This window comes from Botrimarina sp. (assembly GCF_040219535.1).
Taxonomy (GTDB): Bacteria; Planctomycetota; Planctomycetia; order Pirellulales; family Lacipirellulaceae; genus Botrimarina.
Map to the genome: position 1 here is coordinate 156,926 of NZ_JAVJSH010000036.1, position 23,801 is coordinate 180,726.

Annotated in this window: 17 protein-coding genes; 9 read left to right on the plus strand and 8 right to left on the minus strand. The window is 70.6% G+C overall.

Features of this window, described 5'->3' with window-relative positions; translation table 11 throughout:
• Positions 1 to 152 precede the first annotated feature (152 nt).
• The 6 genes from RIC11_RS20100 to RIC11_RS20125 all read right to left on the minus strand — a co-directional run bounded on the left by RIC11_RS20100 (position 153) and on the right by RIC11_RS20125 (position 6,164).
• Entirely contained in the window at positions 153 to 1,439 is a 1,287-nt protein-coding gene (locus RIC11_RS20100) for a citrate synthase (RefSeq protein WP_350214185.1), read from the minus strand.
• Positions 1,440 to 1,856: 417 nt separating this feature from the next.
• Entirely contained in the window at positions 1,857 to 2,201 is a 345-nt protein-coding gene (locus RIC11_RS20105; RefSeq protein WP_350214186.1) for a helix-turn-helix domain-containing protein, read from the minus strand.
• A gap of 23 nt (positions 2,202 to 2,224) precedes the next feature.
• Positions 2,225 to 2,350 carry a hypothetical protein gene (locus tag RIC11_RS20110; RefSeq protein ID WP_350214187.1) on the minus strand — a complete coding sequence of 42 codons (126 nt, stop codon included), beginning with the start codon at positions 2,348 to 2,350 and terminating at the stop codon, positions 2,225 to 2,227.
• Positions 2,351 to 2,622: 272 nt separating this feature from the next.
• Positions 2,623 to 4,140, minus strand: a complete 1,518-nt coding sequence (locus RIC11_RS20115) for a serine/threonine-protein kinase (RefSeq protein ID WP_350214188.1) — start codon at positions 4,138 to 4,140, stop codon at positions 2,623 to 2,625.
• Between the two features lie 107 nt (positions 4,141 to 4,247).
• Entirely contained in the window at positions 4,248 to 5,114 is an 867-nt protein-coding gene (gene metF, locus RIC11_RS20120) for a methylenetetrahydrofolate reductase [NAD(P)H] (RefSeq protein ID WP_350214189.1), read from the minus strand.
• Positions 5,115 to 5,216: 102 nt separating this feature from the next.
• On the minus strand, positions 5,217 to 6,164 hold the full coding sequence (locus RIC11_RS20125; RefSeq protein WP_350214190.1) for an aminotransferase class IV: 948 nt from the start codon (positions 6,162 to 6,164) through the stop codon (positions 5,217 to 5,219).
• A gap of 342 nt (positions 6,165 to 6,506) precedes the next feature.
• Here RIC11_RS20125 and glgP point away from each other — a divergent pair, with 342 nt between their 5' ends.
• From glgP to RIC11_RS20150, 5 genes are all read left to right on the plus strand, one after another.
• Positions 6,507 to 8,708 carry an alpha-glucan family phosphorylase gene (glgP, locus tag RIC11_RS20130; protein ID WP_350214191.1) on the plus strand — a complete coding sequence of 734 codons (2,202 nt, stop codon included), beginning with the start codon at positions 6,507 to 6,509 and terminating at the stop codon, positions 8,706 to 8,708.
• A gap of 98 nt (positions 8,709 to 8,806) precedes the next feature.
• Positions 8,807 to 9,094 (plus strand): hypothetical protein, encoded by a 288-nt coding sequence (locus RIC11_RS20135; RefSeq protein WP_350214192.1) that lies wholly within the window; start codon positions 8,807 to 8,809, stop codon positions 9,092 to 9,094.
• 89 nt (positions 9,095 to 9,183) lie between these two features.
• A complete protein-coding gene (locus tag RIC11_RS20140; RefSeq protein ID WP_350214193.1) occupies positions 9,184 to 10,278 on the plus strand; it encodes an acyl-CoA dehydrogenase family protein in 1,095 nt (364 codons plus the stop codon).
• A gap of 67 nt (positions 10,279 to 10,345) precedes the next feature.
• The gene (cysC, locus tag RIC11_RS20145; RefSeq protein WP_350214194.1) at positions 10,346 to 11,017 is read left to right on the plus strand and encodes an adenylyl-sulfate kinase; all 672 of its coding nucleotides are present in this window, start codon (positions 10,346 to 10,348) and stop codon (positions 11,015 to 11,017) included.
• A 386-nt stretch (positions 11,018 to 11,403) separates the two neighbouring features.
• Entirely contained in the window at positions 11,404 to 11,682 is a 279-nt protein-coding gene (locus tag RIC11_RS20150; RefSeq protein ID WP_350214195.1) for a BON domain-containing protein, read from the plus strand.
• A 72-nt stretch (positions 11,683 to 11,754) separates the two neighbouring features.
• On the opposite strand, the gene lpxK is transcribed toward RIC11_RS20150, so the two are convergent.
• Complete coding sequence (lpxK, locus tag RIC11_RS20155; protein WP_350214196.1) at positions 11,755 to 12,861, minus strand: tetraacyldisaccharide 4'-kinase; 1,107 nt, start codon at positions 12,859 to 12,861, stop codon at positions 11,755 to 11,757.
• 212 nt (positions 12,862 to 13,073) lie between these two features.
• Between lpxK and RIC11_RS20160 the strand changes: the two genes are divergently transcribed.
• Positions 13,074 to 16,700 carry a hypothetical protein gene (locus RIC11_RS20160; RefSeq protein WP_350214197.1) on the plus strand — a complete coding sequence of 1,209 codons (3,627 nt, stop codon included), beginning with the start codon at positions 13,074 to 13,076 and terminating at the stop codon, positions 16,698 to 16,700.
• Here RIC11_RS20160 and RIC11_RS20165 read toward each other — a convergent pair.
• Entirely contained in the window at positions 16,675 to 17,742 is a 1,068-nt protein-coding gene (locus RIC11_RS20165) for a hypothetical protein (RefSeq protein ID WP_350214198.1), read from the minus strand. The two genes, RIC11_RS20160 and RIC11_RS20165, sit on opposite strands and share 26 nt — an antisense overlap.
• A 321-nt stretch (positions 17,743 to 18,063) precedes the next feature.
• On the opposite strand from RIC11_RS20165, the gene nadB reads away from it, so the two are divergent.
• From nadB to RIC11_RS20180, 3 genes are all read left to right on the plus strand, one after another.
• On the plus strand, positions 18,064 to 19,737 hold the full coding sequence (nadB, locus tag RIC11_RS20170; RefSeq protein WP_350214199.1) for an L-aspartate oxidase: 1,674 nt from the start codon (positions 18,064 to 18,066) through the stop codon (positions 19,735 to 19,737).
• 266 nt (positions 19,738 to 20,003) lie between these two features.
• Complete coding sequence (locus tag RIC11_RS20175) at positions 20,004 to 20,759, plus strand: ABC transporter ATP-binding protein (RefSeq protein WP_350214200.1); 756 nt, start codon at positions 20,004 to 20,006, stop codon at positions 20,757 to 20,759.
• 129 nt (positions 20,760 to 20,888) lie between these two features.
• Positions 20,889 to 23,744, plus strand: coding sequence for a Gldg family protein (locus RIC11_RS20180; protein ID WP_350214201.1), 2,856 nt, complete (start codon positions 20,889 to 20,891; stop codon positions 23,742 to 23,744).
• The last annotated feature ends 57 nt before the right edge of the window (positions 23,745 to 23,801 follow it).

Consider the following 23,801-nt stretch of genomic DNA (forward strand, 5'->3'; position numbering starts at 1 on the left):
CGGCGCCCCGCCGGCCGGCTCCGCCCATCGAAAGCGCCAGCCGGGCGAGTGACCCGCGGGTGGCGGGGGGTATGGCGAGCAGCGACCCGGCCGCCGCTCCGAAGCTCGCTCTGGGGCGCCGCCGAGATCCCGCAGCGGCCGCCGCGGCGGCCTCAGCGCTTGTCCATCGGCACGAACTCGCGCTCGGTCGGGCCGATGTAGATCTGCCGGGGCCGGTAGATGCGTTTGCCGGGGCTCTGCCGCATCTCTTGCCAGTGGGCGATCCAGCCCGGCAGCCGGCCCATCGCGAACAGCACGGTGAACATCTCGACCGGGATGCCCAGCGCGCGGTAGATCACGCCGGAGTAGAAGTCGACGTTCGGGTACAGCTGGCGCTCGACGAAGTACTCGTCGGTCAGGGCGACCTCTTCGAGCTTCTGGGCGATCCCGAAGATCGGGTCGTTGATCTTCTGCTGCTTGAGCAGCTTGTCGCACGCGGCCTTGATGATCTTCGCGCGGGGGTCGAAGCTCTTGTAGACGCGGTGGCCGAAGCCCATCAGGCGGAAGCTCTTGGTCTTGTCCTTGGCCATCGCGACGTACTTGTCGACGTCGCCGCCGTCTTCGCGGATGCGTTCGAGCATCGCCACGCAGGCCTCGTTGGCGCCGCCGTGCAGCGGGCCCGACAGGGCCGCCACGCCGGCCGCGATCGACGCGAACAGGTCGGCGTCGGCCGAGCCGACCATCCGCACCGTGCTGGTGCTGCAGTTCTGCTCGTGGTCCGCGTGCACGATCAAGAGCAGGTTGAGCGCCTCGGCGTGGACGGGGTCGACCTCGTACTGCTCGGCCGGCACGCTGAACATCATCTGCAAGAAGTTCTCGCAGTAGTTCAGGTTGTTCTTCGGGTAGACCAGCGGCTGGCCGATCGACTTCTTGTGCGCGTAGGCCGCGATGGTCGGCACCTTGGCGAGCAGCCGCATCGTGCAGCGGTGCACGTCCGACGGGTTGTTCACGTCGAGCGAGTCGGCGTAGAAGGTGCTCAGCGCGTGGATCACGCTGCTGAGGATCGCCATCGGGTGCGCGTTGTGCTGGAAGCCGTCGTAGAACTTCCGCATGTCCTCGTGCAGCATCGTGTGCTGCCGCAGGTCGGTGCGGAAGTCGTCCAGCTGGCCGGCCGAGGGCAACTCGCCGTGCAGCAAGAGGTAAGCGATCTCGACGAAGTCGCAGTTGGCTGCCAGCTGCTCGATCGCGTAGCCGCGGTAACGCAGGATGCCCTTCTCGCCGTCGAGGAAGGTGATCGCGCTGCGCGTCGAGCCGGTGTTGACGAAACCCTCGTCGAGCGTGACCGCGCCGGTCTCTGCGCGGAGCTTCGCGATGTCGAGGCCAACCTCGTCCTCGCTGCCCGCCACCAGCGGCAGCTCGGTCGTCGTGTCGCCAATGGTGAGCTTGGCGGCGTCGGCCATCGACAGTACTCCCAGCAAGAAACGAGGCGATTCGGCAACGAGCGGCGACACGCGCCAGCGCGCCGTAGAACAGAGAGCTTACCGGCGGCGATCTCCCCTGCCAATCGGCGGGCGGCGCCCGGCGTGCCGCGGCCCGCGCGCCGCGGTGCGCGTGGCGGCGGGCCGTAGCGGTTGCTCCCTTCGGCGACCACGCTCGGCGGTCGAGCGGTGCGCCGCCCCCGGTGCGCGACGCCAAAAAAAGAAGAGGGCCCCGCGCCGCCTTCCGCGGTGCGAGGCCCTCGTTCGTAGCCCAAGTGGCGAGGCTGACGTAGTCTGCCCGATGCCCGGCGGGCGCCGCGCCGGAATCCGCTCGGGATCCGCCGATCCGCTGGGCCGCCGGGCGGTCGTGCCGGTGGCGCCGGCTGCGGCAGGCGGGGCTCACGCGGAGAGCCGCTTGGCGGGCCGGCCCGCGCTTGGCTCGGTCGCGATGTGCCGGCGGGTGCGGCACACCAGACACGGCAGGTAAACCATCGCGCCGCAGCCAACGCACCGCCGCGCCACGCCCGACTGGCCGGGCCGACGCCGCGCGTCGCGCTCGTCGGGCGGCGGCGCCCCGAACAGCCCACGCTCGCCGTTGGCGATCGCGTTGACCGTGCCCCGGCTCACGCCGGTCTGGCGGGCGATCGCGCGGCGCGACAGGGCGCCGTCGTCGAGCAAGCGGCGGACCTCGAGGACTTTCTCTAGAGCGATCACGGCGGCGGCCTCCAGATCGGGGTAGAGCAAGGGGGGGGCGGGCGCGGGTCCGGTCAGTCGTCGTCCTCGTCGGGCTCGATCCAGAAGTCGCCGGGCTCGGGTTGGGCGTCCTCGTCGGGGAGGCAGAAGTCCCAGTCCGGGTCGCCGGCTAGACCGGCGGAGGGGGGCGTGAAGGGCATTGCCGTCGCTCCGATTAGTGTACATAAAAACACTTAACGGACGCGAAGGTAGCAAGACACGTGGCCACTTTCGACCCGCAAGCGCACAAATAGTGCATTTTGTGTCGCTCGCTCCCCGCCAGGCGATCGATGGCTACCGGCCTGGGGCAGCGCCGCCCTGGGCGGCGCCTCGACCGGCGGAGCTTTGCTCCCAAGCGGCGGCCGCTCGCGCCGCGAGGGGGCCACGCAGTTGGCGGCGCGATCCGCTCCTAACCGCTTCCACCCAGTGGGCTTCAGAGCCGTTGGTCGACGACGGCTTGGTAGCTGGTGGACAGCTCGGGCAGCTCTTCGCGGAGCTGCTCGAGGCCGCGGTCTCCCGCCGCGACCAGCGGGGCGCGGGCGGCCCTGGCCAGGTCGATCTGGCCGAGTTCCGCGTACGCGATCACCCGCACCATAGCGACCGCCAGGTTCGAGAGCGGGTCGCTGAACGCGTCGTCGGCCACCGGCTCGAGCGCCGCCAACGCAACGGCGTGCTGCCCGCGGCCGATCGCGCTGAGCGCGAGGCCGCGCCGCGCGAGGTTGTGGTAGAAGGCGTCGGCATTGGGGTGCAGTTCGATGACCGCGCGCCAAGCCTCTGGTGTGTCGACCGACTTGGCGTTGAACAGTTGCTGCTGCACGGTTTCGAACCGTGCCGACCCGCGGAGCTGCGGGCTGACCGGCAGGCTCGGCACGGCCCACAGCGCGACGCCAGCCCCGATCAGCATCCCGGCCGCCGCGCCGATCGCGGCCCGTCGGCGGTGGCGGCGGCGCGTGGCGGCTTCGATCGACTCTTGCTGCATCGCCGAGGCGAGCTTGGTGACCGCCGCCATGTCCTCGGTCGACCGCGGCGCCCACGGCAGCGTCGTGCTAGAGACCGCGGCCACGGCCCGGCCGAAGCCGCCAGAGACCGAGGCCCACCCCTCTTCTGCGCCGGCGGCGGCCACCTCGGCAAGCCGGCCGAGCAGCTCGCCCGGCGATTGGAAGCGGTCCGCGGGGCGCTTGGCGATCAAGCGGTCGATCACCTCGGCCAGCGGCGCCGGGGTGTCGGGCCGCCGCTTGCGGATCGGGTCGGGCTTGTTGTTCAGGTGCTGGATCGCCACGGACAGCGGCGTGTCGCCGGTGAAGGGCGGTTCGCCGGTGAGCAGCTGGTAGGCCGTGACGCCGAGCGAGTACAGGTCGCTCCGCGCGTCGACCTCTCCCCCCTCGATCTGCTCGGGGCTCATGTAGAGCGGCGTGCCCATCGCGATGCCGGCCTGCGTCATCCGGGGCCCGCTGGTTTCCGCCAGCCGCGCCAGGCCGAAGTCGGCGACCTTGATCACCCCGGTGCGGTCGATCATCAAGTTGTCCGGCTTGATGTCGCGGTGCACCAAGCCGCGCTCGGCCGCGGCGTCGAGCGCCGTGGCGACCTGCCACAGCACCTCCAGCAGGCGCCCCGGCGCGAGGCAGCCCTCGCGCTCGACCAGGCGCGACAGCGTGCCGCCCGCGACGTATTCCTGCGCGAGGTAGTGACGCTGCGCGCCGTCGGCCGCGGCGACGCCCACCTCGTAAACCTGCACGATGCCCGGGTGCACGAGCGACGCGGCCGCGCGGGCCTCGTGCTGGAACCGGCCCACGTGCGACGGGTCGCGGCAGAGCTCGGCGTTGAGCACCTTCACGGCCACCCGCCGCGCGAGCGACTGCTGCTCCGCCAAATAGACCGTCGCCATCGCGCCGCGCCCCAGCAGCCGGAGCAGCTGGTAGTCGTTCAGGCGGCAGCCGGTCAGGTCGTCCAAAGTAGGCTGTCGGCTGCGGGCCGAAAACTGTAGGAGGCGCCGGGGGCGTTGCTTGTTCTGCCGCGGCGCGGTTACGACGCCACCTCGCTGTCCCGACGGCCTGTGGCCTACAGTCTCACGTCGGTGAGGACACGCACCGCGGCTTCGGACTTGTTGAGCACGTAATAATGGATGCCCGGCACGCCCGCGTCGACGAGCTGTTGGGTCTGGTCGGTCGCTTGGCGCACGCCGACCTCGAACTGGCGATCGGCGTCGCCGCCGCACGACTCGAGGTCGGCGAGGAACCGCTCCGGCAGCCGCGCGCCGCACAACGAGGCGATCTTCTTGATCTGCGACACGTTGGTCACCGGCAGCAGGCCGGGGATCAGCGGGACCTTGACCCCGGCCGATTCGCACTGATCGCGGAAGCGGAAGAAGTCCTCGTTGTCGTAGAACAACTGCGTGATGATCGCGTGGGCGCCCGCGTCGACCTTGCGTTTGAGGTTGTCCAGGTCGACCTCGGCGCTGGGGGCCTCCTGGTGGACCTCGGGGTAACCGCCGACCGCGACACCCATTTCGGGGAAGTCGGAGCGGATCATCGCGACCAGCTCGTTCGCGTACGCGAAGCCCCCCTCGGTGGCGGTGAACTTGCTCTCGCCCTTCGGCGGGTCGCCCCGCAACGCGACGACGTTCTGCACGTCGGCGTCGATCGCGCGGCGGAGGTAGTCCCGGATCTGGTCGGCCGTCCGGCCGACGCACGTGAGGTGCGTCGCCACAGGCAGGCCGAACTGCCGGCGGAGCCGCGCCGCGATGTTCAGCGTGCTGTCTTGGGTCGATCCCCCCGCGCCGTACGTGCACGTCAGGTAAGACGGCTTGAACTCCACCAGCCGCTCCGCGTGGCGGAACAGGGCGTCGGCCCCTTTGTCGGTCTTCGGCGGGAAGAGTTCGAAGGACAGCGCGAAGGGATTGGCGGCGTAGATCTCGGGCAGGCGCATAAGCTCGTGGGCTATCGGATGTTGGCTGTCGGCTGCTGTCGGGCGGCGGAGCCCGCCACTATATAAGCCGACCGCCGGGAGCCGATAGCCGACAACGCCCGGTCACCAGAGCCGCGCGTCGGCGTTGTCGGCCACGTACCGCTCGACGTGGGACTTGTACGCCTGGGCGATCTTGCGGGTCATCGGCCCGCCGCCATCGGGGAGTTGCTTCCACTGGCCGCTGGGGAGCCGGATGGCGGCGACCGGCATGACCTCGCGCGTCGCGCTGGTGACGAACGCCTCGTCGACTTGGGCCAGCTCGTCCAGGCCGATGAGCCGCTCCTCGACCGGCCAGCCGTCGCGCGCGCCGATCGCCCGCAGGGCCGAGCCGGTGATGCCGCGGAGGTTGCCCACCGAGTCGGCCGGCGTGTGGACCCGCCCGCCCGTGACGAAGAACACGTTGCTGTTGCTCGCCTCGGTGGCGTGCCCCTGGGCGCTGAGCATCAGGCAGTCGTCGGCGCCCAGCTCGGCGGCCTCGGCCAGACCGAGGATGTTGTTCAGGTAGTTGCCGCTCTTGATGTTCGGGTCGAGCGATTCGGGCGAGTTGCGACGCACGCCGGTCACCGCCAGGCGGAGGCCGGTCGTGTAGTGCTCGGCTTTCCACTTCGGCACGGGCTTCACGAGGATCATGTAGCTGGTGCGGAGCCCCGGGTCGGGGAACAGGTCGATCGGCCCGGTCCCGCGCGACACGTGCCACCTCACGTAGACCTCGCCCGAGCCGTCGGCGCTGGGCCCCGCGCCGGCCTCGGCCGCGGTGCGGCGGATCTCGTCCATCAGCTCGTCGCGGCTCTGGCTGATCCGCATGTGGATCAGCCGGGCCGAGTTCTCCATCCGCTCGAAGTGCTCGCGCCAGAAGAGGGGCACGCCGTCGTAGGTGCGGAAGACCTCGTAGACCGAGTCGCCGTAGAGGAAACCCCGGTCGGTGACCGGCACGCGCGCTTCGTCGAGCGGGGAGAGCACGCCGTCGACGTTAGCGGTTGGACAAACAGCGACGCCGGCTGCGGCACCCATGCGAATCTCGGCAGGAGGGGACGGTTAAGCAAACCTCGGGGAGAGGGCTCTTCGCTCGCGGGGGAGAGCGATTTGTTGCCCGGCGCCGACAGCGGCGACCGATCGGCATTCTATCGCAGCGGCGCCGGGCCGGAATCGGCTCGCCCGCGCACAAGAAACTCTGCGATTTCCGCCCGCCGGCCCCAGAATACGCCTAGAGCCACCGCGGCGGGCATCCGCTATACTCGCCCCGCTCGCCGCCCGCGACCCGGTCCGCCCCGGGTCGGGCGTGCGAGGCCGACGCGGCGTAGCGAGTCGTGTCGCCCCCCACCCGATACCCGCCATCGTTCTAGGCAGCGAAACATGAGCCAAGTCGAAGCCCCCACCCCCGCGGCGGTCGAACGCCAAAACTGGACCGAGGTCACCCCCGAGGCGCTCTACGGCAAGCTCCAAGCGATCGCCGGCAACTTGTGGTGGAGCTGGCAGCCGGAGGTCGGCAACCTGTTCCGCGACCTCGACCCGGTCCGCTGGCGCCAACTCGACCACAACCCGATCGCCCTGCTGCAAGAGATGACGCCGCAGCAGGTCGCCGAGCGGGCCAGCGAGATGGCCATGTACACCCGCATCAACCAGGCGCACCGCCGGCTGCACGAGTACCTCACCAAGACCGACCACACCTGGGGCGCGCGCGAGGCGGGCGTGCTCGGCTCCAAGCCGGTGGCCTACTTCTCCGCGGAGTTCGGCATCCACGAGTCGGTGCCGATCTATTCGGGCGGCCTCGGCGTGCTGTCGGGCGACCACGTGAAGAGCGCCAGCGGGCTGGGCATCCCGCTGATCGCGATCGGCCTGTTCTACGACCAGGGCTACTTCAAGCAGCACCTGGACGGCGACGGTTACCAACAAGAGGAGTACGTCGACACGAAGGTCGCCACCCAGCCGATGGAGCCGGCCGTCGACCCGCAGGGACGGCCCGTGTCGATCTCGATCGACACCCGCAACGGCGCCCTCCAGGCGAAGGTCTGGAAGATGAACGTCGGGCGGGTGACCCTCTTGCTGCTCGACTGCGACGTCGACGGCAACAGCCCCCAAGACCGCGAGCTCACCAGCCGCCTGTACGGCGGCGACACCCGCACGCGGATCCGCCAAGAGCTCGTGCTCGGCGTGGGCGGCGTGAAGGCCCTGCGGGCGCTGGGGATCGTGCCGGGGGTGTACCACCTGAACGAGGGCCACAGCGCATTCGCGCCGCTGGAGGTGGTGCACGAGCGGATGCAGGACGACGGCGTGTCGTTCGACGACGCGTTGCGCGAGGTGGCCCAGTGCACGGTCTTCACCACGCACACGCCGGTCCCCGCCGGGCACGACCGCTTCGACGCGGGGCTGATCGAGGAGCACCTCGGCCCGACGCGCGACAAGCTGGGCATCTCGCACGATCAGCTGATGGGCCTCGGCCGGGTCGAGCCCCAGAACGGCGAGGAGTCGTTCTGCATGACCGTCATCGGCCTGAAGCTCTCGCGCCGCGCCAACGCGGTGAGCTCGCTGCACGGCCACGTGTCGCGGCGGATGTGGGCCAACCTGTGGCCGTGGCGTGTCGAGGAAGAGGTGCCCATCGGCCACATCACCAACGGCGTGCACGTGCCGAGCTGGCTCGCGCAGCCGATGAAGCAGCTCTACGACAAGCACATGGGCCCCGACTGGCCGCGCCGGCTGAGCGAGCCGGCCACCTGGGAGAACATCTACAACGTCGACCCCGGCGAGCTGTGGGAGACCCACCACGCGCTGAAGAGCCGCTGCCTGGACTTCGTCCGCCGCCGGCTGAGCCGCCAGAGCCGCCGCCGCAGCGAGGACGAGACCCACGTCGACGCGGCCCGCGCGGCGCTCGACCCCTCGGCGCTGACGATCGGCTTCGCGCGGCGGTTCGCGACCTACAAGCGGGCCGACCTGTTCATGCAGCGGATCGACGAGCTGGCCGAGATGGTCAACGACACCGACCGCCCCGTGCAGTTCATCTTCGCCGGCAAGGCCCACCCGGCCGACGAGCCGGGCAAGCGTCTGATCCAGAAGATCTCCAACCTCCGCAACGACCCGCGCTTCGCGGGGCGCGTGGTGTTCGTGGAGGACTACGACATGAACGTCACGCGGCACATGATCCAGGGCGTCGACGTGTGGCTGAACAACCCGCGGCGGCCGCTCGAGGCGTCCGGCACCAGCGGCATGAAGGTCGTCCTCAACGGCGGGCTGAACTGCTCGATCTTGGACGGCTGGTGGGCCGAGGCCTACAACGGCATAAACGGCTTCGCCATCGGAAACGGCACCCAGCACGTCGACACCGAGATCACCGACGCCCGCGACGCCGAGAACCTCTACAACGTGCTCCGCAACGAAGTCGTTCCCTGCTTCTACGAGCGCGACGTCGACGGCCTGCCGCACGAGTGGATCGCCCGGATGGTCAACTCGATCGCCACCCTCGCGGCCCGCTTCAGCGCCCACCGCATGGTGCAGGACTATGTGAAGCTCTGCTACCTGCCCGCGGCCGGCGGCATGTCGAGCGAGATGAACCTGCGGTAGGAGGGCGGGGCTGCAGGCCTCAAGCGACAAGCGCCCACGCTAGGGCCTGCCGGCGATCCTTCGGAAGATCGCCGCCTGCCCTGGGTCGGGAGGAAACGATGAGTGATCCAGCGTCTAGCGATCGCGGCCTGAGCGAATTTCGTTTCCGTGTCGTCATAAGCCACCAACCGGAGGGTGAGGAAGCGATCCTGGACCTCGCCGACCGGCTGGCCGCTGCGGAATGTGACGACGGGCATCTGGGCGGCCACGAAGAAGGAATCGATATCGTGTTCGATCGACAGGCGACGCCCCGCGACGAAGCGATGCAGTCGGCGGTCGAGCAGATCGAACGGTGCGGATTGGTGGTGAAGCGTATCGAGTTGGACCGAGAATCGATCGCCGCTTAGCCGGCGCCCGCGGCGAGATAACCCGTCGCTCCGAAGTCGGGGGTGGCAGGGGCGCCCTTCGTAATCTCACTCCACGATGCCATCCCCCAGTGCCCAACCGCATCACCTCGCCCGACGACCCCGCGCTGCAGCAGCTCTGCGACGCCCTCCGCGCGGTCGCGCCTGAAGCGGACCGCACCGGCGCGTGGCCCGGGGAGGGCATGCGCGCGTGCGGCCGCGCCGGCGTGTACGAGTGGTTCCTGCCCGCGGAGCACGGCGGCCAGGGCTGGGACGACGAGCAGGTGACCCGCGGCTACCTGGCGCTCAGCCAAGCCTGCCTTGCCGTGACGTTTATCATCACGCAGCGGACCGGCGCGTGCCGCCGGATCGCCGGCGGCACGAACGACGCCCTGAAGGCCCGCCTGCTGCCGCGCCTGGTCAGCGGCGATTCGTTCGCCACGGTCGGCGTGTCGCACCTGACGACCAGCCGCCGCCACCTGGGCAAGCCGGCGCTCACCGCGACCCGCACGGGCGACGCCTGGCGCCTCGACGGCGCCGCCCCGTGGGTGACCGGCGCCGAGGCCGCCGAGCACGTGGTCGTCGGCGCCGTGGTCGCCGGCGAGTCGGGCGAGCCGACCGACGAAGAGCTCTTGCTGGCCGTGCCGATGGACACGCCGGGCGTTACCGCGGGCGACCCGTTCGAGATGGTCGCCCTGACCGCTAGCCGGACCGGTCCGGTTCTCTTCGACAACGCCGAGCTAGCGGACGAGTGGGTCGTCGCGGGCCCCACGCCCGAAGTGATGAAGTCCGGCGTGGGCGGGGCGACCGGCGGTCCGCAGACATCGACGCTTGCCGTCGGGAACGCCGCGGCGAGCCTCGCCATCCTTCGCGACGAAGCAACCCGCCGCCGCGACCTGGATCAGGCCGCCAGCGCGATGGGCGCCGAGCACGCCGAGCTGATCGGCGACCTGCTGCACGCCGCGCGGGGCGAGCCCACGTGCAGCAGCGAGTCGCTGCGGCAGCGGTCCAACAGCCTCGTGCTCCGTGCCGCCCAGGCGGCGCTCACCGCGAAGAAGGGCGCCGGCTACCTGGCCAACGCCGAGGCCGGCCGCCTGTGCCGCGAGGCGCTCTTCTTCCTGGTCTGGAGCTGCCCCCAGCCTGTGCAGCAAGCCGGCCTGTGCGAGTTGGCGGGCCTCAGCCTCTAGCCCCCCGCCGGCAACCGCACGCCGAGCCACCGCCCGCCCCGGTCCCCGCTCTCTCGCTCCCCGACCGATGTCCCAAGAGCCGATCGTCGTCTGGCACCAGCACTCGGTAACCCGAGCGGATCGCGAAAAGCTCGCCGGTCACCGCGGCTGCGTCGTGTGGTTCACCGGTTTGTCCGGCTCGGGCAAGAGCACCGTCGCGAGCGCCGTCGAGGCGCTGCTAAACGCTTCAGGGGTGCGCACCTATTTACTCGATGGCGACAACGTGCGGCACGGTTTGAACGCCACGCCGCAGACGCTCGCCGCGCTGCACGGCGAGGCTTACGGCGCGCGGTTCGGCCTCGGGTTCGCCCCCGAGGATCGCGTCGAAAACATCCGCCGCATCGGCGAGGTCGCCAAGCTGATGGCCGACGCCGGCGTGGTCGTGCTGACGGCGTTCGTCAGCCCCTACCGCGCGGACCGCGACGCGGTCCGCCAAGCCCTGGGCGGAGGCCTTGCCGCCGGCGGCGACTTCGCCGAGGTGTTCGTCGACACGCCGCTGGAAGTCTGCGAAAGCCGCGACCCGAAGGGGCTCTACAAAAAGGCTCGAGCCGGCCAGATCAAACACTTCACCGGAATCGACGACCCGTACGAGCCGCCGGCGTCGCCGGAGCTCGTTCTGGCCGGCGGCGAAGAGTCGATTGAATCGCTCGCAAAACGAGTCGTCGAGATGCTTTGCGAAGCGGGAGTGGTCCGACGCTAGGCGCGCGATGCGCGAAATCGCACTTCAAATGCGCTATATCGAAAAAGTCGTTGCGGCAATTTGACAACACGCCGGCGAGGCCTTTAGGTTGCGAGTCAGGCGGGCGTCGACCGGGTTTTGTGCGCCGTGTTGTCTGCCTCCCTCCCCCTCCAACCGCGTTCGGGAAGCAGCGACGGGCGTACCGGAACGCGCCCGCCGGCCTGAGAAATGCATCTCGCTTGCCCGCCGCGTCGCCGCGGCGGCCGCGCACCGAACCGAGCCAGCGCTGCCGAGTCCTGCCACCGGTGCTCCCGCACGAACTTGCGTTGAATAACGCTTCTTAGCCGGGACCGCCGCCGAGGAATCGCCCCCTGCAACGCCCACCCCTGTACGTCGACGCGCCGCCCATGTCCCTATCTCGCCGGGGCCGCCCAGGCCCCGAAAACGCGACCGCCTTCAACGACCGCTCGCGTCGGCTGGAGGACATAATCCAGCAGCGGATCAGCACGCGGCTGGGTCGCCGGATACGGAACCTGGCTGTCGAGGTAGATCGCGGCGTGATCCGATTGGCCGGCCAGTGCTCGACGTACTACTCCAAGCAACTGGCTCAGCACGCCGTGCTGGGAGTGGTCGAGGACGAACGGATCGAGAACCGCATCGAGATCGCTGTCCCCCAGGCCAGCTGAGGCTCCCGCGGCGGCGTTTCATTTAGAGGAACCGAGCTAGCCCCGCCCAACCGGCGGCCGCTCATCTTCGGATCAATCCGCATCCGGATTGACCAGCTTCGCGCGGTGGACGATCTCGTCCAGCCGTGCTTTTAGCTGCGGCTTTCCCTCGGTCAGCACGAGGTCGATCCCAACGGCCGACAGCGGCCGTCCGCCGAGCGTCGCCACGCCGATCTTCACGAGGTCTTTTGTCGTGCAGACGACCCGCGCCGCGTCGCACGCGGCGGCCTCTCTCGTGATGCGTTCGACGTCGTCGCGTGTGTAGCGGTGGTGATCCGCAAATTCGATCAGCCCGGCCACTCCCGCGCCGAGGGTGCGGAGCGTTTCGCGGAAAGCGTGCGGCGCGCCGATCCCGCAAAACGCCAGCACACGCTCTCCCCGCAGCGCGCCCAGCGGCTCGACGCCCCAGTCGCCGTGGTCGGCGGGCGCCGCGCCGTCGGCGACGCTCACCAGCGCCGTCGGCCGCACGACCGACTCGCACCAGAGCGCAGCGGGCGCCGCTTCGGCCGCGCGGCGGCGGATCGCTTCCCGCGCGGCCGCATCGATCAGGTCCGACCGTGTCAGGCAGACCACCTGCGCGCGGCGCAGCGACCGCACCCCCTCGCGGAGCGCGCCGCGTGGGAACAGCCGACCGAAGCCGAACGGCTGGGTGGCGTCGAGCAACACGATGTCGAGGTCGCGGGCCAGCCGCCGGTGCTGGAAGCCGTCGTCGAGCACGACGGCCTGCGCGGCGAGTTCTTCGATCGCCAAGCGGGCGGCGGCCACGCGGTCCCGGTTCTGCACGTGCGGCACGTCGGGCAGGGCGTGCTCTAGCTCGAGCGCCTCGTCGTTGGGGCCTTGCTCCTCGGCGCCGTAGCCGCGGCTCGCGAGCGCGACGCGGACCCCTCCCGCGCGGAGTGTCCTGGCGACCCACTTGACCATCGGGGTCTTGCCCGAGCCGCCCAGCGTGAGGTTTCCCACGCTCACGACCGGCGCGGCGACGCGGTGCGTCAGCTCGGGGCGGGTGTCGTAGCGGCGGTTGCGCCACCACACGCCGAGCCGGTAGGGCCCCTCGGCCGCCGCGAGGCCGGCCCGCAGCGCCGCGGCTGCCGGTCCCCGGCGTCGGCCGCTAACCAAGTCGTGAAAGTCGCTCGAACGCACAGCGATCCGGCCTGCTTTGAGAGATCCGACCCGCGCCGCAACCGGCAGCACCCGAACACCCGTCGCGCCGGGGGGCGGCGCGCGGCGCTCGACGCTGGCGCGGCGGCCCGCCAGGCGGCGAGCCACGCGTATACTAGAGCACCCGCCGCCTGCCCGCCGACGCGAGTTCGCCAGCCCACACGGGCCAACCCACACCGGCCAGCCCAGCAAGTATGCCAACCGCCGCGCCGCCACCGAAGCCCGCCCGCCGCGGCGGCGCTGCGCCGAGCCTGGTCGACGCGCGCATCAAGAAGACCCGAACGGCGGTGAAAACGGCGGACATCGCCACCGGCGCCGGGCTGCTGCTCGCTTGGTCCCTGGTGGTGCTGCTAGTGGCGGCGATGGCCGATCACTGGCTGGTCGCCGGCGGGCTCGACCGGGGCGGGCGGGCGGCGATCTTCGCCGTGGCGGCGATCGGGGCGGGCGTGATCATCTGGAAGCGGCTGACGCCGGCGATCGCCGGGAGGGTCAACCCGCTCTACGCGGCGCGCGAGATCGAGCGCGAGTCGCCCCAGCTCAAGAACGCGTTGCTGAACCTGCTGCAGCTGCGCGACGGGGCGGCGCCCGCCGCGGTGCGTCGCACGCTCGAACGCCAGGCCGCCGAGCGGCTCGCCACGGCCGGCGACGCGCCGATCGACCACACGCCACTGGTGCGGGTCGCTCAGCTCTTGATGGTGCTGGTCGGCTTGATCGGCCTGTACGTGGTGTTGTCGCCGAAGGACTTCTTCGCGTCGGCCGGCAGGGTGCTGGCGCCTTGGTCGGAAATCGCCGCGCCGAGCCGCGTGCGGATCACCGACGTCGAGCCCGGCGACACAACCCTCAGCCAGGGCGAGAAGCTCCAGATCACCGCGACGGTCAGCGGCTTGGCGCCCGACGAGATCGCCGAGGTCGTTTACACAACGGCCGACGCCGGCGTCGTCGACCGCCGCGTGCCGATGCGATCCGGCAGCGGCCGCGTGCTGCACGAGGTGACCCTGCCGCCCGGCGGGTCGGCCGACGCCGCGCTCGGCCTGCAAGGCGACCTCGCTTACCGGCTCGAAGCCGGCGACGCACGCACCCCCTGGCGGCAAGTGCGGGTGCTGGCGGCCCCGACCATCGCCCCCGTGTCGATCGCCTACGACTACCCCGACTACACCGGCCTCACCGACCGCGTAACTTCCGGCGGCGGCGACATCCGCGCGATCGAAGGCACGCGGGTGACTCTCGAGGCCGAGGCCAACCTGCCGATCGCCGACGCCCGGATCGACCTCGGCGCCGACGGCCGGCCCGACGTGGTGCTCCGCCCCGAGGGGAGCACGGCCACCGGCCGGTGGACGCTCCGCCACTCGGACGGGGCGGGGCCGATCGACTCGAAGAACTACGTGCTGCGGTTCACCTCGGCCGACGACCAGGCGAACGTCGACCCGCCGCGTTACCGCGTCGAGGTGATCGCCGACCTGCCCCCCGAGGTCGCCATCACCGCGCCCGAGGAAGAGATAACCGACGTGCCGCTCGACGGCTCGCTGCGTGTCGCTGGCGAAGCGCGCGACCCGGACTTTGAATTGCAGTCGGTGCGCTTGGTGGGGACCGTCGGGGGACGCAAGGCGCTCAACCGCGAGTTGCCCGAAGGCCGGGGCCGTGGCCTGCGGCGGCTGACGAGCGAGCTCTCGCCGCGCGAGCTAGGCCTGTCGCCGGGCGACGTGCTCGAGTACCGCCTGGTCGCCGCCGACAACCGCTCCCCCGAGGCGGGCGTCGGCCAGAGCGAGTCGAGGCGCTTGCGAGTCGTCGGCGGCGATCGCCAGCAACGCGACCAGCGTGGCGGGCAAGGGCAGGCCGGCGAAGGCCAGGCCGATCAGGGCCAGCCACAGCAGGGCCAGCCACAGCAAGGCCAGCCACAACCGGGCGCCGGCGGCAAGCAGGGCGAACAGCAAGACCAGCAAGCGGGCCAGCAGGGCGACCAGCAGCAGCAAGCAGGCGAACCGCAGGAGGGACAGCAAGGCCAAGAGGCACAGCAAGGCCAAGACGCCAAGCCCTCCGAGCCCGGCGACCAGCAGCAGGACGCTCCGCCCCAGAACGGCCTCCGCGGCCCCGGTGAAGCCGACCCCAACGCCGCGCCGCAAGACAACGCCGCTGGCGCGCAAGGAGAAGGGCAGGGCGACAGCCAACAACAGGCGGACCAGCCCGCCAACGGCTCGCGGCAAGGCCAGCCGCAGCAGCGCCCCGACGCAGGAACGAATCAAGACCCACAGCCCACGGGCGAGCCGGGCAAGCCACAAGGCGACGGGCAACCGGGCGCCGACCCCGCTGCGCCGAGCGAGCCCGACCCGGTGGCGCCCGACGGCTCGGACGACGGCGCCGCGTTCGAGCGGATCCGCGAGTTCCTCGAAAATCAGCCGACCGAGGGCCGCCAGGGCGAGCAATCGCCCCCGCCACAAGGCCAGCGCCAGCCGCCGCAGGCAAACGACCAGCCGCCGCAGGCAAACGACCAGCGGCCGCAGCCAAGCGACCAAGCGCCGCAGGCGAAACAACAGCCGCAAGGGGACACGAACGGCCAGACCGCTCCACAAGACCCCGCGCAGCCACCCCGCGAGCAGCCGGGCGCCCAAGAGCAACGCCCCGACCAGCAGGCCAACCCCGACGCCACCGGCCGGCCCGCTTCGCCCGACGCGCAGCAGCAGCCGCGCGATAGCCAGGCGCAGGACAGCCCCGCCCCCCCCGACCAGGGGCAGGGGCCGGGAGAGAACGATCGCTCCGGCCAGCAGTCGGACTCGCAGTCGAGCGAGTCAGGCGGCGATACGCCCCCCGGCGAAGCGTCCGACTCGCGCCCCACGCCGCGTCAGGGGACCGGCGGGAGCGGCCAGAACGAAGCCGCCGACCGCGGCGCAGGCCAGTCGGGCGACCAGGGCGCCGGCGACACGACCGGGAGGCCCGGGGAGCAGCAGCAATCCGACACCCCGTCCGGCGAATCGGGAGGCCCCCAAGGAGAAACGGGCCGCGAGAGCCAACAGGGCCGGGGCGAAGAGCGGCCCGGCCAAGGGCCGTCGGGCGACGGCTCGTCGGCCGGTGAGGAATCCACCGAGTCCCAGCGCGACCGCACTGGTGGGGGCGGTGAGGCTGGCCAGAGCGGCGACACTTCGGCGGCGCCCCCAGCCGGCGACGATCGCTCAAAATCAAGCCAGCAACGCGCAGGCGACCAACAGCGAGACCCACAGCCCGCGGGCGACCCCGAAGCAGCCGACCCCTCTTCGCCGAGCGGCGGCGCCGCCGGCGATTCTCCGGGCGACGAAGCGACCGACGCCAATCAAGAATCCGACCCGACGGGCGACCCGCCGCGGCCCAAGCCGCGTGCCGGCCAGCAAGGGCGCGAGGGCGACCAGCAGCCCTCCGGCGGGGCCGGCCAGGGCCTGCAGGGCGCGGGGCAGGGGTCCGAAGTCGGCGGAGATAAGGCGAACCTCGAGTACGCCCGCGAGCAGACCGAGCTTGTGCTCGAGCGGCTCGAGGACCAGCTGCAGCGCGAGCAGGTCGATCGCGAGCTGCTCGACGAGCTCGGCTGGTCCCAAGACGATCTGGAGCGGTTCGTCGACCGCTGGCAATCGCGGCGGCAACGCGCCCAGCAACGCGGCCCCGAAGGCCGAGCGGAGCTCGACAGGGCGCTGCGCGGTTTGGGCCTTTCGCCCGGCGGGCCCAGCGTGGCGCGCGACAAACGCTTGGACGACTTGCGCGACCTGTCGGAACGAACCCGCACCGCGCCGCCGCCGGGGCTGCAGGACGCGATGCGTCGATTCCAGCAGAGCGTCAACCGGATCGACGAGGGCGAGTGAGCCGGCGGACGGGTAACGCCGTCGAGCGGGCCCCCCAACCAGCGAGCCCTGCAACCAGCGCAGCCCACAGCAAGGCTTCGCCGCCCGGCTCGGGCACGCCGACTGCCTGGGTCGCGAGCCGATCGCGCCACAGCGTGTAATCGGCCGCGTTGACCAGGCCGTCGAGGTTGCCGTCGAGCCCCGCGTCCGAGCCGCCGAACGCGGCGGACCACTGCGCGTAGTCCTGGGCGTCGGCCACGCCATCGGCGTTCAGGTCGCCCGGGTTCTGCACCGCGTTGACGATCTTCCACGCGACGCGCTGGATCTGGTTGCGGGCGGCGACCGAGAGGTTCGCGCCGTAGCCGGTCTCGGTCACGCCGGTGACGTCTTCCCCGACCAGCGCGGTGAGGACCGTCGTGCCGACGATGAAGCTGCCCACAGGGGAGAGGTGCACGTGGTCGCGGTAGATGTCGTCGGGGGACTCCAGCGCGTCGAACTCATCCACGTGCGACCGGACGTAAGCGAGCACGTCGGCGTTGGGGATGATCGACGCGGCGATCCCTTCTTCGGCGAGCCGGGCTTGCAGGTCCCGGAAGTAGTCTTGCCGGTGGGCCGTGTAGCTGCCCGCGTCGCTGTACCAGTCGGACCACTTCTGGTCGCCGACGAAGAACGGCCACGCTTGGTAGATGTGCCACTGGGCGTCGGCGTTGCCGCTGTTCTGCAGCGCGGCGTCGCGGAACGTGGTGATGCTCGCGAGATCGCTCTGGAGCGTCGTGCCGCCCGCCCACGGCTGGACGATCACGTGGTCCCAATCGGCGCCGGGCAGCGCCTGCTGCCACACGCCGTCGTCGGTGGGGGGCACGCAGGTGGACTCGCTTCCTGCGATGCCCGAGAGCGTTCCGTTGCAGCGGATGTGGTAACCCCCGGACAGCTCGGTGGCGGTCTGGCGCGACATCGCGTGGATGCCGGCCGGCCGGCTGTCCCACGTGAAGCTGTTGCCGATCTGGTAGACTCGCTCCGCGGCTGCCGCCGGGCTCGCGGCGAGCCACCCGCCGATCAGCATCAGAGCCAGCCCAGAACGTCGCCCCGCCCTCGCCACCCACGTTGGAAGATTCATTCGAACAGCCAGTCGATTCGGAGATTGCCGGCGGCGCCGCGCCGGCCCGGCTTGTCTCTTCCGAATGAACTGGCTGCTCGCTCGAAGTGGCGTTGGGTTCTGCGAGAAGGCGGGGAACGCTCGCTGCGATTAGGTAACTTCTTCTATCCGGCTCCCGGGCCGCGCGCAGCGGGTAGGTGATTCGCCCTAATCGCCTGCGGTCAGTACGCTGTCCCCACCGGTCCCTGTCCCGACCGGTCCTTCCCTCCTCGACGGTGAGCATCCGCCGTGGCCCTCGTCCCGACCGACCCGCGCTACCTGGTTCCCTTCCAACCCAAGCGGATCCCCCACCACTTCGTCGATGTGCTGGTCATCGGTGGCGGGATCGCCGGGTTGCGTGCGGCGATGGCCTGCCCGCCGGGCGTGAACGTGCTGATCGTCACGAAAGACCGCCTGCGCGAGTCCAGCAGCGCGTACGCGCAGGGGGGAATCGCCGGCGTGCTCGACCCGGCGGACGACTTCGACAACCACGTGCGCGACACCCTCACGGCCGGCGCCAACCTGTGCGACCGCGCGGTCGTCGAGATGGTCGTCCGCGACGCGCCGGGCCACATCCGCGAGCTGATCGACTGGGGGGCGCGGTTCGACGCGGGCGTCGACGGCGAGCTGCAGCTGGGGCGCGAGGGGGGCCACAGCCACCGCCGGATCGCCCACGCCCTGGGCGACGCGACCGGCCGCGAGATCATGCGCGCGATGCGCGAGCACGCGCAGCGGGCGCTCGGCGCGCAGGTCTGGCCCAACACGTTCACGATCGACCTGCTCACCTCGCCGGCCGACGGCGCGGCGGAGTGCCGCGGAGCTCTGGTCTGGAACAAGGCCCACGGCAAGACGTTCGTGTGGGCGAAGCAGACGGTACTCGCCACGGGCGGCGCCGGGCAGCTGTTCCGCGAGACGACCAACCCGCAAGTCGCCACCGGCGACGGCCACGCGATCGCTTACCGCGCGGGCGCGGAGCTGGCCGACATGGAGTTCATGCAATTCCACCCGACGGTGCTGTATATCGCCGGCAGCAGCCGCAGCCTGATCACCGAAGCGATCCGCGGTGAGGGCGCCTACCTGATCGACGCCGACGGCAAGCGTTTCATGCCCGAGTACGACGAGCGCGCCGAGCTCGCGCCGCGCGACATCGTGAGCCGCTCGATCGTCGCCCAGATGGAGCGGACGCGCCGGCCGAGCGTGTTCCTCGACCTCCGCCACCTGCCGGCCGACAAGGTCCTCGACCGCTTCCCCGGCATCGCCAAGACGTGCCGCGAGTTCGGCATCGACATCACCTCCGACCCGATCCCGGTGCGGCCCGGCGCGCACTACTTGCTCGGCGGGGTTCGGGTCGATCAGCGGGCGGCGACCAGCCTGCCGCGGCTGTGGGCCGCCGGCGAGGCCTCGAGCTCGGGCCTGCACGGCGCGAACCGGCTGGCCTCTAACAGCCTGCTCGAGGGCTTGGTGTACGGCGAGCTGGCCGGCCGCCACGCCGCGGAGGCGGCCGCCAGCGAGCCCGACACGTTCACCGCGATCCCGCTAGAGAACCCGCCCGCCGAGCCCTCCGAAGCGCCGCTCGACCTGGCCGATATCCGCAACTCGCTGCAGAGCCTGATGTGGGTCCGCGCCGGCGTGTGGCGCGACGCGTCGGGCCTTGCCGAGGCGGCCCACAGCATCGCGCAATGGCGCCGCTACGTGCTCTCGCGGCAGCTCGGCACGCCCGACGGCTGGGAGCTGCAGAACATGCTGCAAGTCGCGGAGCTGATGATCCGCTCGGCCACCCTCCGCGAAGAATCCCGCGGCGTGCACCTGCGAACCGACTTCCCTCAGCAAGACGACCAGGCGTGGCGCCGCCACGTGACGGTCCGCCGCGGGGCCGACGGCGCCCAGCTTGGTACCGCCGACGCGCCACTACGGGCGAGCTAGGCGGCCCGCCGAGCCGGCGCCGCGCCGCCCATGCCGTCGGGAGGCCGCCCCGCGCGGCGATTTCTCACCCCGTGGTCGAACCCCCGCTCGCAGCGCCGCGTAGCGCGAGACAAGGCGCCGATGCCGGCAATCCGCCGCTGCGCTTGGCCCGGTCCCGGCGCGGTCGCCCGAAGTCGGTGTGGGATAGACACTTCCCGGCGCCGGGGATTAGCCTTTTCAGTCCGAAGCAGCCTTCGCGACCCAATCCAGCTCTCGCCCACTCGGAAATGACAGAGACCCCCCACGGCGGACCGGCCCGGCCGATGATCGAGGCCGATAGCCTGAGCAAGTTCTACGGCGATTTCGCCGCTTGCCGCGACGTCACCTTCACGATCCACGAGGGCGAGGTCGCGGCGTTTCTCGGGCCCAACGGCGCCGGCAAGAGCACCACGATGAAGCTCGTGACCGGGTACCTGTCGCCGTCGTCCGGCACGGCCCGGATCGCCGGCCACAACACCTCGAGCGACCGCCTGGAAGCGGCCCGCCGCCTGGGCTACCTGCCAGAGAACGGCCCGCTGTACCCCGACATGACCCCGCGCATGCTGCTGAAGTTCTTCGGCCAGGCGCGGGGCATGGACTCCGGCCGGCTGAAGCGGCGTATCGAAGAGGTCATCCAGCAGTGCCGGCTCGAGGCGGTCATCGGCAAGCCGATCGGCAAGCTCTCCAAGGGTTACCGCCAGCGTGTGGGCATGGCCCAGGTGCTGCTGCACGAGCCGGACGTGCTCATCCTTGACGAGCCGACCGCGGGCCTCGACCCCAACCAGATCCGTGAGGTCCGCAAGCTGATCAAAGAGCTGGGCAAGACCAAGACCGTGTTGCTCAGCACCCACATCCTCCAAGAGGTCGAGGCCATGTGCAACCGCGTGGTCTTTATCAACGAGGGCCGCGTGGTGTTCGACGGCGCGCCGGGCGCATTGGGCGACGACCCGGCCTCGCTCGACGCGAAGTTCCACGAGCTGACCGGCGCCGCGGAGAGCGTGTAGCGTCCCGAGCTCCGCCGAGCCCGCCGGCCGCCGCGGCCCCCCGCCGGGGGGTTCCGCCAAGCGAGAGACCCCCGCCGGCCCCCCTTCCAAGCCGCAACCGAAAGCACGGGCACGAACCCGCCAACGGCTATGAACTGGACCGTCCTGAAAGCGATCTTCCGTCGCGACTTCGTCAGCTACTTCTCGAACCCGACGGGGTACGTGTTCATCTGTGTGTTCGTGATGCTGACCTCGCTGGCGGCGTTCTGGCCGCCCGAGTTCTTCACGAACAACCTGGCGAACCTGGACCAGCTGAGCCGCTGGATGCCGCTGATCCTGCTGGCGTTCATCCCGGCGATCACGATGAGCATCTGGGCCGAGGAACGCCGCCAGGGGACGGACGAGCTGCTGCTCACCATGCCGGCCACCGACTTCGACGTGGTCATGGGCAAGTACAAGGCGGCCGTCGCGATCTTCACCGTGGCGCTGCTGTTCTCGGCGTTCAGCGTGTTGCTGGTCTTTTACTGGGGCCTGGGGAGCCCGGACCTGGGGCTCTTCGTGGGCTCCTACCTGGGCTACTGGTTCGTCGGCCTGGCGATGCTGGCGATCGGCATGGTCGCGTCGTTCTTCACGAGCAACCTCACGGTCGGCTTCATCCTCGGCGCGTTGCTCAACGCGCCGCTCGCGCTGTTCGGCGCAGCGGACCTGATCGTCAAGAACCAAGCCGCCGCCCAGACCATCCGCCAGTGGAGCGCGGCCGAACAGTTCGCCGACTTCGAACGCGGCGTGGTCAGCCTGTCGAGCGTGGCGTACTTCGTCGGCATCGCCGCGGTGATGCTCTACGTGAGCATGGTGCTCATCAGCAAGCGGCACTGGGCCGGGCGCGAGGACGGCGAGGCCAAGGGGGGCCACTACCTGCTCCGTGCGCTGTGCCTGTTGGTGGTGGTCGGCGCGGTGAACCTGATCCTCAGCAACAACGACGCGCGACTCGACATCACCAGCCAACGCATCAACTCGCTCTCCGACCAGACCGTCAAGCTCGTCAGGGACATCGCGCGGGACGACGACGTCCCGCCCATCCAGGTCGACGTGTTCGTCAACCCGCAGGTGCCGAGTGAGTACGCCGCGCAGAAGCGCGACCTGCTCGGCGTGCTGAACGAGATCGCGTCGATCTCCGGCGGCGACATCCGCGTCACGAAGCACGAGATCGAGAACTTCAGCGAGTCCGCCACCCTCGCCGAGCGCCGCTTCGGCATCGAGGCCCAGCCCGTGCAGACCAAGGTGCGCGGCGCCATGCGCGACGAGGAGGTCCTGCTCGGCATGGCGTTCACCTGCGGCCTCGACAAGGTGGTCGTGCCGTTCGTCGACAAGGGCATCCCGGTCGAGTACGAGGTCGTCCGCTCGATCGCCACGGTCGCGCAGCAAGAGCGCCAGCGGGTGGGCGTCCTCAAGACGGCCGTCAACTTCATGGGGGGCTTCTCCATGCAAGGCATGCAGCCCCGCGCGCAGATCATCGACGAGCTCGAGAAGCAGTACGAGGTGGTCGAGGTCGACCCCTCCGAGCCGATCACCGACCGGTTCGACGTGCTGCTCGCCGCGCAGCCCTCGTCGCTCGGCCCGGCCGAGATGGACAACTTCGTCGAGTGCGTGAAGAGCGGCCAGCCGGTCGCTATCTTCGAAGACCCCGCCCCGATGCTGTGGCAGGGAGTGGTCGGCACCGACGAGCCCAACCCCCCCCAGGGGGGCGGCATGATGGGCATGTTCGGCGGCGGCCAGCCCGGCGCCCCCAAGGGCGACATCTCGCAGCTCTGGAACCTGCTCGGCGTCCGCATCCCCGGCGACGAGGTCATCTACCAAGAGTTCAACCCCTACCCACGCGCCGACACCGAGGGGGGCATCAACCCGCTGTGGGTGTTCGTCGACAAGAGCATGCCCGGCGCCGAGGAGCCCTTCAGCGAGAAGGACCCGATCGTGTCCGGGCTCGGTCAGCTGCTGTTCTTCTTCACCGGCGCGATCGAGTCGACCGACGGCTCGGGGCTCGAGTCGACCGCGCTGGCCACGACCGACAACCTCACGGGCTACGTGCCGCAAAGCGTCGTGCAGATGATGCGGCAGACGGGCCGCCTGAACACGCAGCAGGTGCAGATGACCAACCGCAACTACGTGATCGCCAGCCACCTTTCCGGCGCGGCGGACACGCGCGAGCAGCTGTCGCTCGACGACCTGCAAGAGGACGCCGAGGTCGAGCAAGACCCCGCCGACCAAGCCGACGCCGACCCCGGGCAAGGCTCGGCCGAGCTGAACGTGGTGCTGGTGGCGGACGTCGACTGCCTGTCCGACGCGTTCTTCGCGCTGCGGCAGGTCGGCCAAGAAGAGGACGCCCTCGTGCGGTTCAACTTCCAGAACGTGCCGTTCGTGCTCAACACGCTCGACGCCCTCGCCGGCGACGAGCGCTTCCTGGAGGTCCGCAAGCGGGCCCGCCAGCACCGGATCCTCGAGAAGATCGAAGAGGCGACCGAGGAGTACCGCGAGATCGCGTCCGACCAACGCGACGAGTTCATCGACGAGGCGACCAGCGAGATCACCAAGGCCCGCGACGCGTTCCGCGAAAAGATCGACGCCATCGCCAACGACCCGAACCTGAGCCCGATGCAGAAGGAGCAACGCATGGCGATCGCCGAGCGGAACTTCGGCCGCACCCGCGACGTGCAGATCGCCAAGCTCGAGAAGGACCGCGACCGCCAGATCCGCCAGACCGAGCGCGACCTGGCCGCGAAGATCCGCGGCGTGCAAGACTTCTACAAGCTGGCCGCGGTGCTCATCCCGCCGATCCCGCCGATCCTCCTCGCGGTGCTCGTGTACTTCCACCGCCGCGAGCGGGAGCGCGAGGGCGTCGACAAGAGCCGCCTGCGCTTCGGCGGGAAGTCGGCCGCCGACCGCCGCCGCGAGGCCAACGCGGCCGCCGGCGAGCGGCGCCAGCAACGCGAACCGGTCGGCTCCGCTTGAGGCCGATCCGCCCGCCGTCGCACGGCCGCGCCCCCCGGCCTCGCTAACCCACCCACG

Bases quoted from the DNA above. Each gene is read 5' to 3' on its own strand.
- RIC11_RS20100 (WP_350214185.1), bottom strand. From the start codon at position 1,439: ATGGCCGACGCCGCCAAGCTCACCATTGGCGACACGACGACCGAGCTG.
- RIC11_RS20110 (WP_350214187.1), bottom strand. From the start codon at position 2,350: ATGCCCTTCACGCCCCCCTCCGCCGGTCTAGCCGGCGACCCGGACTGG.
- metF (WP_350214189.1), bottom strand. From the start codon at position 5,114: ATGCGCCTGCCCGAGATCTACGCCGCCAATCCCTTCGCGCTGTCCTTC.
- RIC11_RS20125 (WP_350214190.1), bottom strand. From the start codon at position 6,164: ATGGGTGCCGCAGCCGGCGTCGCTGTTTGTCCAACCGCTAACGTCGAC.
- glgP (WP_350214191.1), top strand. From the start codon at position 6,507: ATGAGCCAAGTCGAAGCCCCCACCCCCGCGGCGGTCGAACGCCAAAAC.
- RIC11_RS20135 (WP_350214192.1), top strand. From the start codon at position 8,807: ATGAGTGATCCAGCGTCTAGCGATCGCGGCCTGAGCGAATTTCGTTTC.
- cysC (WP_350214194.1), top strand. From the start codon at position 10,346: ATGTCCCAAGAGCCGATCGTCGTCTGGCACCAGCACTCGGTAACCCGA.
- RIC11_RS20150 (WP_350214195.1), top strand. From the start codon at position 11,404: ATGTCCCTATCTCGCCGGGGCCGCCCAGGCCCCGAAAACGCGACCGCC.
- RIC11_RS20160 (WP_350214197.1), top strand. From the start codon at position 13,074: ATGCCAACCGCCGCGCCGCCACCGAAGCCCGCCCGCCGCGGCGGCGCT.
- RIC11_RS20165 (WP_350214198.1), bottom strand. From the start codon at position 17,742: ATGCTGATCGGCGGGTGGCTCGCCGCGAGCCCGGCGGCAGCCGCGGAG.
- RIC11_RS20175 (WP_350214200.1), top strand. From the start codon at position 20,004: ATGACAGAGACCCCCCACGGCGGACCGGCCCGGCCGATGATCGAGGCC.
- RIC11_RS20180 (WP_350214201.1), top strand. From the start codon at position 20,889: ATGAACTGGACCGTCCTGAAAGCGATCTTCCGTCGCGACTTCGTCAGC.